This is a genomic window from Stakelama portus, from assembly GCF_003171655.1.
GTDB lineage: Bacteria > Pseudomonadota > Alphaproteobacteria > Sphingomonadales > Sphingomonadaceae > Sphingomonas > Sphingomonas portus.
Window position 1 is genome coordinate 333,906 of record NZ_QFZL01000002.1, and the last position, 13,875, is coordinate 347,780.

Consider the following 13,875-nt stretch of genomic DNA (forward strand, 5'->3'; position numbering starts at 1 on the left):
CTCAGCGCACCGAGGTCGGCGGCTTCGGCGCACTCCCCCCCTCCAGCGCCGGGGCCGCCGCACCTGTGCGGGGATCGACACCTGCCTGCGCGAGCAGGCGATCGAGCAGCATCAACCGCTGCGCAATCTCATTGCGATAGGTCGCGTTTTCGGGCGTGAGCTCCAGCGCCCGCGCCCACCAGCGGCGCGCGCCGACAAAATCATTCGCCCGGATCAGCGCGAGCCCCAGGAAGAAGGGCGGACCCGGATGATCGGGCCACAGCGCCAGCGCCTTGTCGAACGCCATCTGCGCCGGCGGGGTGATCATCCCGTCATGCTGCGCCATGGTGAAACCCAGCCAGGTCCATAAGGAAGCGTCGGACGGATCCTTGCGCACGCCGCCGATCAGCCAGATCACTGCCTTTTCCGTATTGCCGTGGCTGATCATCGCGTCCGACGCGATCAGATAGCCGCGAGCCGAAGTCAGCTCGCCGAACATCTTGTTGCGCAAATCGATCAGCACCGGATCGACGGGCGCGACTTCCTTATCGGCCGCGACCGGATCGCCCTTCAGCCCCGGGCTGCCCTGCCAGGCATAGCCCGCCGCGCCGAACACCAGCGCCGCCAGCGCGAAGCTGCCCAGCTTTCCCGGAAAGCCCATCCGCCAGAGGATCAGGATCGCGCCCAGCGCGAGCAGCAGCAACAGCAACCAGCCGATCATTGCGCGCGCCTCCGCCGGAAGCTGCGCCGCGCGATGAAGATGCCGAGCGCGAGCAACAGCAAGGGCGCGATCCATAACGGCGCTGTGATCCAGCTGAGCGGCGGATCATAGGTCACATAATCACCATAGCGTTCGATCAGCCATTCGCGAATCGCCTGGGGGCTTTCGCCCGCCGCGATCCGCTCGCGCACCAGCGCGCGCATGTCGCCGGCCATTTCGGCGTCGCTGTCTGCAATCGACTGCCCCTGACAGACCAGACAGCGCAGCTCCTCCATCAACAGCTGTGCCTGCGCTTCCTGATCGGGATCGGCGAGCTGGGTATAGGCCAGCTCCGCAGGGGGCCGGTTCGATTGGGAAAAGACCGGCGATGCGGGCACGCCAGTCGCCAGCAGAATTGCACCAGCCAATGCGCGGGAAAGAGAAGAGCGGATCATCGCGCCTTCTCCAGCGCGGCCCGGATTTCGGCAATATCCTGTTCGCCGACATAGCCGATATGCTGCAACACGATCCTGCCGCTGCCGTCGATGACATAGGTTTCAGGTACGCCCGAGGAGCCGAGTGCGATGCTCACCTGGCTCGCGCCATCATCGCCGATCGCCGCATAGGGATCGCCATTTTCGTTGAGAAAACGCGCCATCGCCTCGGGCGTGTCGCGCACGGCGACGCCATAGATTTTGACGCCCTGCTGCTTCAATTTCATCAGCTGCGGCGCCTCCGCGATACAGGGCACGCACCAGCTGGCAAAGAGGTTGAGCAGGATCGGCTCGCCCGTCGCCAGAGCAGCGCTGTTCACGCCCGGCTTTCCATCGACCAGCGCAGGCAGGTCGAGCGCCGGAACCGGCTTGCCGACCATCGCCGATCGCACCGCCCGGTCGCCGGGCTTGACGATCCCGCTGATGACCAGCCCGAGCAGCAGCAGGAAAAGAACCAGCGGGAGCCAGATGAGCGCGCGCCTCATGCTTCCTGCGCCTCGCCTTTGCGCTTGCGCCGCTCGCGCCACAAACGGCCGATCAGCGACAAGGCGCCGCCGAACGCGATCAGCCCGCCGCCCGCCCAGATCAGCGTAACGAACGGTTTCCACCACAGCCGCAACTGCCAGCGGCCATTGTCGCTGCCATTGCCGAGCACCGCGTAAAGCTGGCCATCCCAGCGCGTCGCCAGCGCGGCTTCGCTGGTCGATGTCACCGGGTTGGAAAAGAAGCGCTGTTGCGGGCGCAGCACGAACATGCGTCCGTCGCCGCGCCGAACCTCCAGCCGCGCTTCGAGAGCGGACCAGTTGGGGCCGATGGTCGGCGCCACATCGGCAAGCTTTGCCGAAAACGGTCCGACATGCAGCGTTTCGCCGATCGGAATCGCCGCCAGCCTTTCGCGGGTAAAGCCGCTGTCCGCCGCCATGCCGAGGATCGAAACGGCCACGCCCAGATGCGCGATCGCCATGCCCCAGATATAGAGCGGCGTACGGCGCAGATTGCGCCCGACGAGCGGCATCAGGCTGCCCACCGCCAGCCCGGCGCCAAAACTGATGCCGAGGATCGGATAGAGGCCCGCATCGCCCGCCAGGACGAGCAGCAAGATCGCGGCGGCGACCGCTGTCAGAACGGGGACCGCCATGCGCCGCGCCAGCACCCGCCAATCGTCGCGGCGCCAGCGCAGCAGCGGCCCGGCGACGGTAGCGATCACCAGCGCGAGCGCCACCGGCACCGTCGCCTTGTTGAAGAAGGGCGCGCCGATCGAAAGCTGTACGCCCATCGCCTGGGCAAGCAGCGGATAGAGGGTGCCGATCAGCACGACGCCAAGGATGACGCTGAGCAACAGGTTGTTGACCACCAGCGCGCCTTCGCGGCTGACCAGTTCGAACGTCGCCCCCTGTTTCACCGTGCCGACACGCGTCGCGAACAGCAGCAGCGCCCCGCCGATATAGAGCGCGAGCAGGACAAGGATGAAGCTGCCGCGCAACGGATCGACCGCAAAGGCGTGAACGCTGGTAAGAATGCCCGAACGGACGAGGAAGGTGCCGATCATCGACATCGAAAATGCGACGACCGCGAGCATCAGCGTCCAGGCACGCAGGCCGTCGCGCGTTGCCAGCACCGTGACCGAATGGAGCAGGGCCGTCGCCGCCAGCCAGGGCATCAGCGAGGCATTTTCGACCGGGTCCCAGAACCACCAGCCACCCCAGCCCAGCTCATAATAGGCCCAATAGCTGCCAGCGGTGATACCGATCGTCAGGAAGATCCACGCCGCGAGCACCCAGGGGCGCATGGCGCGGGCAAAGGCCGGGCCCACATCGCGGACCAGCAGCGCACCGACCGCAAAGGAAAAGGCGACCGACAGCCCGACATAGCCGAAATAGAGCGTCGGCGGGTGAAAGGCGAGGCCGGGGTCCTGAAGCAGCGGATTGAGCCCCTGCCCATCGAGCGGCGGCGGATTGAGCCGGGTAAAGGGATTGGAAGCGAGCAGCAGAAAGGCATAGAAGCCCAGCCCGATCGCCGCCTGCGCGCCCAGCGTCGCGGACAGCGTGCGCGGCGCCAGCTGCCGCTCAAAGAACGCCACCGCTCCGCCGGCCACGGCCAGCACCGTGACCCAGAGAAGCATCGACCCTTCGTGATTTCCCCATGCGCCGGCGATCTTGTAGAGCATCGGCTTCATCGAATGGCTGTTCTCGGCGACGAGCAGCACCGACATGTCGGACCGCGCGAAGACCCAGATCAGCATCGCAAAGGCGATCGCCACCAGCACGCCCTGAACCAACGCCACGCCCCGCGTTGCGCGCAGATAGAGCGGCGCATCGCTGCTCGCGCTCGCGCCCACCCATGCGACGCCCAGTTGCAGGATCGCCATCGCCGCGGCGAGCCACAATGCCGCCAGCCCTGCTTCCGCGATCATGGCTCCAATGTCTCGCTCTTGTGCATCGCACCGGCCACTTCGGGCGGCATATAGCGCTCGTCATGCTTGGCGAGCAGGTTGGTCGCCGTGAAACTGCCGTCGGCGTTGAAATGTCCTTCGGCGACGACGCCCGAATCTTCCTTGAACAGATCGGGCGCCACGCCGGTAAAGCTGACCGGAACGCTGTCCTTGCCGTCGGTGACGATGAAATGGATCGTCACGCCGTCCCTGGCGCGCTGAATCGATCCCGACGCGACCATGCCGCCCAGCCGGACCGCGCGGCCCGGTTCGGGCGGCGCCGCCCTGGCATCGGCGGGCGCATAGAAAAACGCAGCCTCGTCCTTCAGCCCGGACAATGCGAGACCCGCTGCGCCAAGCACTGCCACCAGCGCAAGACCGGCGAGCAGCATCCGTTGATGCTTTGGTTTCACCGCTTTTTCCTCAACGCTTCGGCAGCGGCTTCGGCCCTGCGCATCGCATGCCAGCTTTGCAGCGCCAGCGCAGTCGCGCCCGCCAGCGTAATGACATAGGCCGCCGTGACAAACGCCCAATGGTTCATGATTGCGCCATCCGCTTCATCCGCGCCTCGACCTTTGCCTGCGCGAGCAGGGTCCGCATCCGCATCAGCGCGATACCGGCAAAAAAGAACGTGAATCCGAACAGGGTGAACCAGAGCGGCCACAGCATCGAAGCATCGATTTTCGAACTGGTCAGCCCGATGCTCTGTCCCTGATGCAGCGTGTTCCACCACACCACCGAATAGCGGATGATCGGCAATAACACCGTGCCCGCGACACCGAACAGCGCCGGCACGCGCCCGTCCCCGCCGCGATCGGCATCGGCGCGGGCAAGCGCGATATAGGCGAGATAGACGAAGAAGAGCAGCAACATGCTGGTCAGCCGCCCGTCCCATTCCCACCAGGTGCCCCAGGTCGGGCGCCCCCAGATCGATCCGGTGATGAGGCACAATATCGCGAACAGCGCGCCGGCAGGCGCTACTGCACGCGCGGCGATACTCGCCAGCGGATGGCGCCAGATCAGATAGACAAGGCTTGCCACGGCGACGCCGCTCCAGCCGCCCATGCCCAGCCATGCGGCGGGCACGTGGATATAGAGAATCCGGACGCTTTCGCCCTGCAGATAATCGGGCGGCGTCTGAGTCAGGCCCGCCCAGGCGCCGAACAGCGCAAGCGCCGTCCCCACCCAGAAGAACAGGGGCGTCAGCGGGCGCGCGAGCTTCAGAAAGCGCGTGGGATTGGCGAGAGCGTGCAGCACGTTGCGGGCCGCTCTACCGAGCTTCGCGACGAGAATCCACTTGCGGATTGCGGCAATGTGCAACGCCACCGCCTGCCCATTGCCCAACACGCTGTTTTTCCTTGCGCGTCAGTGCCTTCCCGCGTGGGGAACCGCGCCATGCCCTATCGCCGATTCACCATGTTTGGCGAGGTTCCGGCAAGGGTTGGGGTTCATGCTTCCGCCTGGGGTGGGGTAGCAGGAATGAATGAAGAATTTCGCGGTGATCGCCGCACCAGCGGTCGTTTCGCGTTGAAGGCTGCAGTATCGATCCGCATTCCCGGACGGGTGCGTGAACCGGCCAGGCTGCTGGACCTTTCCACCGGCGGGTGCCGGCTGATGACGCGGACGCATCTGCCGCCGGATACCACCTTGTGGCTGATGATCGGACATTTCCCACCGCTTTACTGCCACACCGCATGGGGCGCGGGGCCGTTCGCCGGGATTCGCTTTGCCGTGGAAATGGAAGATTCGCAGGTCGCCGAACTGATCGATCTGTACGGCAAGCTCAGCGAACGCGACGCCGACGAACTGCGCCGCCTGTCCGAACAATGTTCGCGCATCGCCGCGACTCAGCGCAACGAGGACCGCGAGCAGGGCCATGTCGCTGCACTGGGCGAGGACTGCCAGCGCGCGGCGATCGCGTTCGAAGAGGCACATCGCCGACAACGCATCGACGCGCTGCTCAGCCGATTGTCGATCGGCCCCGGCGCCTCCTGACGCCGGAGCGCCTGCTCAGCCGCGACCGATCAGCTGTTGCGCGATGCGATCGGCGACTTCGCTTTCCGGATCGCCGCTGCGTTCGCTTTCATCCCAGACCTGCGCCAGCCGATCGGGAATGCGCGCGATCCGCGCTTCGACTTCGGCCCGGTCGCCCTGCCCCAGATATTCGAGACCGACATTGATGATGCCGCCGGCATTGATGACATAATCGGGCGAATAGAGAATGCCGCGCGCATGCAGCCTGCGCCCGTCGAGGCGCGTTGCAAGCTGGTTGTTCGCGCCACCCGACACCACCTTGCACTGCAATTGCGGGATGCTGGTTTCGGTGAGAATCGCACCGAGCGCATTGGGGCTGACGATATCGGCCTGCATCGTCAGGATCGCATCGGCTGATGCCGTATCGGCGCCGAGTTCCGCAGCCAGCGCCGCAGCCTTTTCGGCATTGACGTCGGCGAGCGTCAGCTTCGCTCCGTCCTTCGCCAGCAGGCGCGCCAGTCCGCCGCCGACGCTGCCCACGCCCTGCACCGCGACATGCACGCCCTGCATCGAATCGACGCCCAGTCCGCGCTTCGCCGCCGCCTTGACGCCCAGATAGACGCCCATGGCGGTATAGGGCCCGGGATCGCCGCCAGCGCTGCCCGCCGCGACGGGCAGGCCCGACACATGGCGCGTCTGGCTGGCGATCACTTTCATCCGTTCTTCGGACATGCCGACATCTTCGGCCGTGACATAGCGGCCGCAGAGCGATTCGACCGCGCGGCCGAACGCTTCAAGCTGTGCATGGGTGATGGTGCCGCCCGGTTTGGGCGCCAGAACCACGCCCTTGCCCCCACCCATCGGCAGGCCGGCCATCGCGTTCTTGTAGCTCATGCCGCGCGACAGGCGCAGCGCATCGGTGATGGCGGCGCTGCTATCCGCATAATGCCAGTAGCGCACCCCGCCCGCTGCGGGGCCAAGCGCCGTGGAATGAATCGCGATTACCGCGCGCAGGCCCGAATCGGGGTCCGTGAACAGATGGACGCCCTCATGGTCGTCAAAATCGGGAAAGCCCCAGTCCGGCACGCCTTGCTACTCCCACAACATTTGCGGGCCGCGGGTCCCATCCCTTCGGCACGCGGATCGGAAACGGATCGGGAGGGGCCAACACGGACCATATAAATGGGGCGACCGATGGGACTTGAACCCACGACCCCCGGTACCACAAACCGGTGCTCTAACCAACTGAGCTACGATCGCCGTGAAGGATGCGCGCTTAGCCGGAGCGGAAGCGGAGCGCAAGCATGGTCTGCACTGGTTTCGACGGCGTGGCTAAGTCGTCACGGTCGATGTCGTCTCGCGCGAAATCCGCACGGCGTCGGCGGCCGTGATCACGCCGTCGCGCACCATTGCGCGCGCGCTGGTACCCGGGCTCGGCCCGGTCAGGCTGGCATGACGCGTCAGCAGCACCGCGTCGGCGCCGCCATCGATCAGCCGCGCCATCGCCGAATCGACCTGGACCCAGCCATAGACGCCGGTGATTCCCGCATATCCGGTCCCGCCGCACGCGTCGCATCCGCCCGCCGCATAGACGACCGACCCCGAATCGAAGCCCAGTAGCGCCGATTCCGACCCCGTCGCCTGTTGCGGAACCCGGCAATGGCGACACAGCCGCCGGGCAAGCCGCTGCGACACCACGACGCGCAGGTTCGACGCCAGACGGAACCGGTCATGATGTCGCAACGCGAGCCGGGATATTGCCGACACCGTGTTCGGCGCATCGATCCCCGCCAGCACCAGCCGGTCTTCGGACGCAATCGTCAGCGCGGGATCGGCCAGATCGTGCGATGTCAGCGTGTCGATCCGCAGCACATCCGGGTCGAGATCGAGCAGCGATTCGAGCGAATCGTCGGTATTGGTCGCGTCGGCACGGCGCAGTACCCGCCGCACGCCGCGCGCGGCCAGCGCGGACATTGTTTCCAGCGACCGCGTAACTCCGGCTCCCGGCGGGCCTGCGAACAGCACCAAACCCCGCCCCCGCACCGCTGCGGCTTCGATAATCGCAGCAAGCGGCGGCGGCATGCCGAGCGCCGAAAGCGGCGCACGCAGATCCGGCTCGGGCGGCAAGGTCAGCAGCAATCGTTCGCCCTCGGCAAAGCTGCGCGCATGGAGGCTGTAGCCCCCGTCCGGTTCGGCCGACCGCCTGGCCGCCGCGATCAGCGACAATGCATCACGCGGCCCGGCGCGCAACATTTCGACCAGTGCGCCCGAAATCCGCGCCCGCACCGAATAGTCTTCGCCCAGCGGCTCGAAATGGACAGCGTCGGCACCCAGCGCGCGCGCGCGCATCAGCAGCGATTCGAATGCAGCGATGCTATCGCCGGGCGCCCGCTGTTTCGATTGCTCGTCCCGCCCGGACAGCAACACGCCCTCGCCACTCGATCGCATAAAACTCCCTCTTTTGCGAAACTAGGTCGCATGCGTGACAATGGCGTTTCGCTTTTGTGACGCACGAGCGCGATCGTGCCGATCCTTCGCGACGAAAAACGGCAGCCGCGAGAATCGCGACTGCCGTTTTCGGTTCGGCAAGGTCGGGGGTCGCGCGAACCCGCCAACCCGTTGGTTCAGAAGGTGACGCTGAGCCCCAGCGATCCGCTCGTCCCGACCTGGTAGAGATTGTAATAGATGCGGTTGTCGCCGCTTTCCTGATATTCCTTGTAATCGGTGCCCAGGATGTTGCGGATTTCCAGCTTCAATTCGGCTTCGATGCCACCCAGGCTGATCCCTTGTCGCGCAACGAAATCCAGCCGGAGACCGGGATATTCGTAGATATCGGGCTGGCCGAACGGCGCGCGGCTGGTCACGCGCTTGCTGGCATAGGAAACCAGGAATGTCTGCTGCGACAGATGGTCCTGATCCTCCAGGCCGACCTGGAAATTGACCAGATGATCGGACTGGCCCGTCAGTGCCACGCCGTCCCGGAACACATTCAGTGCCGGCTGCGTGCCGGAGGTGTAGGTTTCGACGGTATCGCCGCTGCCCACCTTCAGTTCCGAATGGGTGTAGGTGTAATTGGCGATCGCGACGATCCGACGCGATCCGAACACGTCGAAATATTTCTGCACTTCCAGCTCGGCGCCATAAAGATTCGCCTTGGGCGCGTTGGCAAAGCTGGTTTCGGTCACATTGTCGGTGAAGCCGGTATAGGTTTCGATCGGATTGTCGATCCGCTTGAAAAAGCCCGCCGCCGACAGCCGCTGCCCGCTCGCCGGATACCATTCGACGCGCGCTTCGGCATTGTAGAGCTGGCTGTCCTGCAGTCGCGGATTGCCGCGATAGAGGCGGTTTGATTCCGGATCATAATATTGCTGGAACAGCAATTCGCGGAACTGCGGACGCGCGATCGTCTTCGACGCGTTGAGCCGCAGCTGCATGTTTTCCGTGAATTCCCAGGTCAGCGTCGCGGCCGGTAGCCAATAGCTGTTGTCGAGCGCCGTCGATGCGCCCGAATTGGACGGCACCGTAAAGACTTCGATCGGGTTCACGGTCTGCAGCGCGGCCTCATAGCGGACGCCGCCGTTGAGCGTGAGCCCTTCCATCAGTTCCGCATTGAATTGAAAATAGCCCGCATCGGTGCGCAGCCGCGCGGTGAAGGCGGGATCGCTCTCGGTCGTTTCGACCAGACCGATGTCATAATAGTCGATGATCGCATCGCCGAGCAGCAGATCGGGGCGCAGCACCGCAGGCGGGAAATTCTGCCCGTTGTTCGGCGCGACGAACTGAAACTCGCGGCGGCTCGAATCACGCTCGGTGTTCGAGAAGGCATAGCCCGCCGACACGGTGATCGACGGCGTCAGCGCATAGGAGACATCGACGCCGCCCGACCACAGATCCTCGTTCAGATCCGAAAAGGCAATCGATGCCGATCCGTTCTGGCCGTTGTTGAGACGGTTGATGAACAAGTCGCCATAGGGGTCGTTGGCACGGTTGCTGCGATAATATTCGAAGCTGATCTCATCGGGCGATTCGCGCTGCGAATTGGCATAGCTCAGCCGCCAGTCGACCGACAGGCCGGCATCGCTGGATTTGAACTCGCCGACCAGCTGGCTGTCGAACAGCTGCCGTTCGTACCACGCCGTATCCTGTTGCATGAAGGTTGCGCCCGCCGCCGAAGTGGCGCGCGTGCCGACGCCCAGACGCGCCTGTTTGAGCGTGTCGCGGATATAGAGGTTGGTCCAGCGAATGCGGTTTTCACCGAATTCCAGACCGAAGCCGAGCATGCCGTCGACCACGACATGTTCGTCGGTGATCACGCGCGTGAAATCGAGTTCCTTTTCCGAAAGGTCGGCCGAAGACGGCGTTTGCTGCGTCGTCTCACGCGTGCGGAACTTGTTGCTGTATCCGGCAGTGGCGATGACGCCGAGGCGCAGATCGTCGCCCAGATCGAAGGCGGTTCCGGCGGTCAGGCCCGCGCTCCAGTTGGGCGCCATATGGTTGTTGCGCTGAAGCACCGCATTGTTGCCGGTGATCAGCTGCTTTCCGATCGCTTCCTGCTCGCTCTGCGTCAGATCGCTGATCCGCTCGCCGCTGTCCAGAAACGCCTGAAGCGCCGGCGGAATGTCGCGCACGCCATTGTCGAAACCGATCCAGTCCTGCGAACTGCCGCGATAGACATAGCCCAGATTGCCGGTGGTGAAGGTATCGCCGCCGATGCTGCCGCTGACGGTGAGATAGGCCTCCTCGGGAACCGACTTGGTGGTCAGGTTGATCACGCCGCCGCCGAACTCACCGGGATAATTGACCGAATAGGTCTTCTGCACCAGCGAGGAGGAAATGACGTTGGTCGGGAAGATGTCGAGCGGCACGACGCGCTTGAGCGGCTCGGGGCTCGGCAGCGGCGAGCCGTTGAGCAACGCGAGCGAATAGCGGTCGCCAAGGCCGCGCACATAGACATAGCCGCCGCTGACGACGCTGAGGCCCGTCACGCGCGACAGCGCGCCGGCGATGTCGCCTTCGCCGGTGCGCGCGATATCGGCGGTCGAGAGGACGGAAACGACTTCGGGCGTGTCCTGTTGAATGTTGAAGGCGCTGCCGCGCACGACGATCTCGGCCCCCGGCACGGAGATATCGGGCGCTGCCTCTTCCTGCGGCGTCGTCTGCGCCGTGTTCGGCACATCCTGGCCGGCGGCATCCTGAGCATGAACCACGCCCGGCGCGACCAGCGCGGTCGTGAACATCAAAATATGAGCGAGCCGCAGCGGCTTCATCATCGCCTTACCCCCATGAAATTGAAATGGGGCGGAGCGTCGCCTTTCAGCGCCGCCCCGCCCTGTGGCGTCGGAAGGCGCCTTAGTTTGTCGGCAGCGACGTGCAGGCGCTGGAGCCGGCGAATGCGAGCGTCGCGCTGGTGCAGGTCCAGCCCTGCCACCAGGTGTCGTTCGCGTCCTTCACTGCGCCGATATACGCCGTGTCGGAGAAGAAGGCGCTCAGCGTCGTGACGTCGAAGGCAGTCACGGCGGTTTCATTGGCACCGTTGACGAAGCCGCTCAGCGTCGAGCTGTGCGTGTCGCTATTGTTGTTCGCACCCGCGCCGAACACTGCGGCCACCTCGGCGTCGGTCACGCCGCCGGCACCCAGATATTTCGGCGTGCCGCACTGCATGGCAACCGAGCGGAACAGCGGCGGGCCGTTTTCGTCGGTGCCGGTGGCGGCAATGGTCTGCGGGCGGCTGATGCGCAGGCAGGTAAGGTCAGGGCTGACGACGACGCCGTTCGCCAGCGCATAATCGGCACCGCCACGGATCAGCATTGCGGCAAGATCGCTGCCCGAAGTCGAGCGCTGGAGGAAGGTGAAGTTCGCCAGGCGGGTATCCTGGCGCGGGGTGTCGCCATCGGCCGAATTGTCCGAGTCGGCTTCGATCATGGCATCGCCGATGCCCGGACGCTGCGCCGCCAGAACGAACTGGAGATTCGCCTGAACGCCGGTGTCGGTATCGAGATTGTCGTCTTCGGCGCCGACGGCCACGAAATACTTCATGTTGACGCTGCCGCCGAACATTTCGACCGCGTCGTCCGAGCTGTTGTACGACATGATGTGGTCAAGCTTCGTGCCGGTACCGACACCTTCGGTCGTCAGCGACTGAAGTTCGTTGTTCGACGAAAGGACATAGCCCGAATAGCGGATCTGCACATATTGCATCGTGCCGCTGCTGTCGGCGCTGTTGGCGCCGCCATAAACGGCCGGGTCCACCGCGCCTTCGGTCTGGCGTTCGCAGGCCGCCGTACCCGGCGTTGCGCCCGGCGTGATCGTGCAATCGGTGATCGGCGCGCGGCCCATCAGCACGACGCCGCCCCACTGGCCCGAAGAATTTTCGGTCGCGATGCCGGCCACGTTGTCGCGGCTGGTAAAGATGATCGGCTTGTCGGGCGTACCCACTGCGTTGATCTTGTTGCCGCGGTTGACGGCGAGCCACGACACGCCGGTGCCGCCATAAATGACAACGCCCGGTTCGATCGACAGCGTCACGGCGGTGTTGGTCGAGGTCGCCCCCTGATCGGTGCCGACATCGACGCGACCGGCGAGGCGATACACCAGCCCTTCGATGTTCGGCAGATTGACCGAAACATTGATGCGCGCGGGCAGCGTGCAGATCAGATATTCGCCGGAGGTACCAATGATCGTGCGGTTCGAACCGTCACCTTCGGTCAGGCCCTGCGGATCGGCGATCGTCGGGCAGGCATTTGCCGGCGTGACCACCGGCGTCGGGGTCGGCGTCGGAGTCGGGGTGGGCGTGGCAGGCGGGTTGTTGATGATGACATTGCCGCCGGTTCCCGGCGAAGCGATGTCGCTTGCGCCGTCGCACGCCGAAAGGGCGGCGCCCGCGCAGGTGGTCATCAGGATAAGGCTGAGGCGTTTGATGCTGGCCATAAATTCTCCGTTCCGAGTCGGGGCCGACTGGCTGAAAGACGCATTCGGTCGGATCGACTCGGATGCCCCCGGCCGATCACGGAACCGGCGCCTAGGGGCGGCAGGTGACGCCGCCGTGCGGCTTCAGGGTCTTCTCGGAGACTCTTTGGTTACCGGTTTGTGACACCGGCCCGGGGAATGGCGGAAACGTGCGCGCAATGCCGTTTTGTCCGACGCGGCACGCCGCGCCCTGCGCAAAGGGAAATATCGCTTTCCCGCCGCACGTGCCTTTTGCGTAACAAGCGGCCCAGGCACTCAACCCGATCGGGCGCCCGACCCGGTCAGGCGCGGCGGATGCAGCGAAAACCGATATGGCTGGTCGAGGAATCGACCATCTGCGGATGACGCGCGGCGGGGCGATAACGCTGGCAATAATTGGCCGCGCAAAGATGCGACCCGCCCTTGATCACGCGCCGCGGCACCCGCACGCCCGGCGTAGCGGGGTCGAAACTGTCGCGCCGCCGCCCGCCGCCGGGATTGCGTTCGGGGGCGCAACAGGATCGCGCCGGTTTCCCCGTCCCGCGCACCTGAAACCAGTCGGCGGTGATTTCCCAGACATTGCCGACCATATCGTAGAGGCCATAGCCATTGGCCGGAAAGGTTCCGACCGGCGAGGTTCGTTCCCATCCGTCGAGCATCTGGTTGGCGAAGGGGAACAGCCCCTGCCAGTAATTGGCGAGCATCGCCCCGTCCGGCGCGAGTTCGTCGCCCCAGGCATATTCCGCGCCTTCGATCCCGCCGCGTGCGGCATATTCCCACTCGGCTTCGCTGGGCAGCGCCTTTCCCGCCCATGCGGCATAGGCTTCGGCATCGGGCGCGGTGACATGGACGACGGGATGATCGTCGAGCCCGGTCAGATCGCTGTCGGGCCCCAGCGGATGCCGCCAGTCGGCGCCATAGCAATATTCCCACCATTGCGACGGATCCGACAGGTCGACCGGAGTCGATGTGCGGCGGAAGACAAGCGAACCGGGCCGCGCATCCGCCGGATCGATATCGGCATAGAGCGCCATGTCGAAGCTTTGCTCGGCAGTTGTTACATGCCCGGTTTCATCGACAAAGCGCGCGAACTGGCGATTGGTCACCGGCGTTTCGTCGATCCAGAACGAATCCACTGCGACTTTGCGGACCGGTGCCTCTTCGGGATAGAAACGGGTCGATCCCATGGAGAAACTGCCGCCCGCAATGTGGCGCATCCCCTCAAATCGGCCGGAGATATCTGCGTCGCTGGTCATCGCCTGTTCTATGAACGGCGCGCATCGCCGCGTCACCCCGCAACGGCTTTTGTAATCGTGGCTGAAACCCGTTACATCGCAGGCTGCACGGGCGCC

The 13,875-nt window shown here is 64.9% G+C and carries 13 protein-coding genes and 1 tRNA gene; 1 reads left to right on the top strand and 13 read right to left on the bottom strand.

Annotated elements, in window-relative coordinates; genetic code table 11:
* Position 1: 1 nt before the first annotated feature.
* From DKB74_RS06880 to ccmC, 7 genes are read right to left on the bottom strand one after another with little or no spacing between them, the layout of a single operon-like run.
* Positions 2-700, bottom strand: coding sequence for a tetratricopeptide repeat protein (locus DKB74_RS06880; protein WP_109807395.1), 699 nt, complete (start codon positions 698-700; stop codon positions 2-4).
* Positions 697-1,134, bottom strand: coding sequence for a cytochrome c-type biogenesis protein (locus DKB74_RS06885; RefSeq protein WP_109807396.1), 438 nt, complete (start codon positions 1,132-1,134; stop codon positions 697-699). The genes DKB74_RS06880 and DKB74_RS06885 overlap by 4 nt, the downstream gene beginning before the upstream one ends.
* Positions 1,131-1,658, bottom strand: coding sequence for a DsbE family thiol:disulfide interchange protein (locus tag DKB74_RS06890; RefSeq protein WP_109807397.1), 528 nt, complete (start codon positions 1,656-1,658; stop codon positions 1,131-1,133). The genes DKB74_RS06885 and DKB74_RS06890 overlap by 4 nt, the downstream gene beginning before the upstream one ends.
* A complete protein-coding gene (locus tag DKB74_RS06895) occupies positions 1,655-3,586 on the bottom strand; it encodes a heme lyase CcmF/NrfE family subunit (RefSeq protein ID WP_109807398.1) in 1,932 nt (643 codons plus the stop codon). The genes DKB74_RS06890 and DKB74_RS06895 overlap by 4 nt, the downstream gene beginning before the upstream one ends.
* Positions 3,583-4,017: a cytochrome c maturation protein CcmE gene (ccmE, locus tag DKB74_RS06900; RefSeq protein ID WP_109807399.1), complete on the bottom strand. Its 435-nt coding sequence runs from the start codon at positions 4,015-4,017 to the stop codon at positions 3,583-3,585. The genes DKB74_RS06895 and ccmE overlap by 4 nt, the downstream gene beginning before the upstream one ends.
* Entirely contained in the window at positions 4,014-4,145 is a 132-nt protein-coding gene (locus DKB74_RS18540) for a heme exporter protein CcmD (protein WP_145960919.1), read from the bottom strand. Before DKB74_RS18540 ends, ccmE begins: the two co-directional genes overlap by 4 nt.
* Positions 4,142-4,861: a heme ABC transporter permease CcmC gene (gene ccmC, locus DKB74_RS06905; protein ID WP_193504406.1), complete on the bottom strand. Its 720-nt coding sequence runs from the start codon at positions 4,859-4,861 to the stop codon at positions 4,142-4,144. Before ccmC ends, DKB74_RS18540 begins: the two co-directional genes overlap by 4 nt.
* A 222-nt stretch (positions 4,862-5,083) precedes the next feature.
* Between ccmC and DKB74_RS06910 the strand changes: the two genes are divergently transcribed.
* Entirely contained in the window at positions 5,084-5,599 is a 516-nt protein-coding gene (locus DKB74_RS06910; protein ID WP_109807400.1) for a PilZ domain-containing protein, read from the top strand.
* Between the two features lie 15 nt (positions 5,600-5,614).
* Here the strand turns inward: DKB74_RS06910 and DKB74_RS06915 are convergent, their stop codons facing one another.
* The 6 genes from DKB74_RS06915 to DKB74_RS06940 form a co-directional block, all read right to left on the bottom strand.
* A complete protein-coding gene (locus DKB74_RS06915) occupies positions 5,615-6,664 on the bottom strand; it encodes a Glu/Leu/Phe/Val dehydrogenase dimerization domain-containing protein (RefSeq protein ID WP_109807401.1) in 1,050 nt (349 codons plus the stop codon).
* A gap of 97 nt (positions 6,665-6,761) precedes the next feature.
* Positions 6,762-6,838: transfer RNA gene (locus tag DKB74_RS06920), tRNA-His, on the bottom strand.
* 72 nt (positions 6,839-6,910) lie between these two features.
* Positions 6,911-8,026: an ATPase, T2SS/T4P/T4SS family gene (locus DKB74_RS06925; protein ID WP_109807402.1), complete on the bottom strand. Its 1,116-nt coding sequence runs from the start codon at positions 8,024-8,026 to the stop codon at positions 6,911-6,913.
* 176 nt (positions 8,027-8,202) lie between these two features.
* A complete protein-coding gene (locus DKB74_RS06930) occupies positions 8,203-10,848 on the bottom strand; it encodes a TonB-dependent receptor domain-containing protein (RefSeq protein ID WP_109807403.1) in 2,646 nt (881 codons plus the stop codon).
* Between the two features lie 79 nt (positions 10,849-10,927).
* Positions 10,928-12,505 (bottom strand): hypothetical protein, encoded by a 1,578-nt coding sequence (locus tag DKB74_RS06935; RefSeq protein ID WP_109807404.1) that lies wholly within the window; start codon positions 12,503-12,505, stop codon positions 10,928-10,930.
* Between the two features lie 320 nt (positions 12,506-12,825).
* A complete protein-coding gene (locus tag DKB74_RS06940) occupies positions 12,826-13,740 on the bottom strand; it encodes a formylglycine-generating enzyme family protein (RefSeq protein ID WP_109807405.1) in 915 nt (304 codons plus the stop codon).
* Positions 13,741-13,875: the final 135 nt, after the last annotated feature.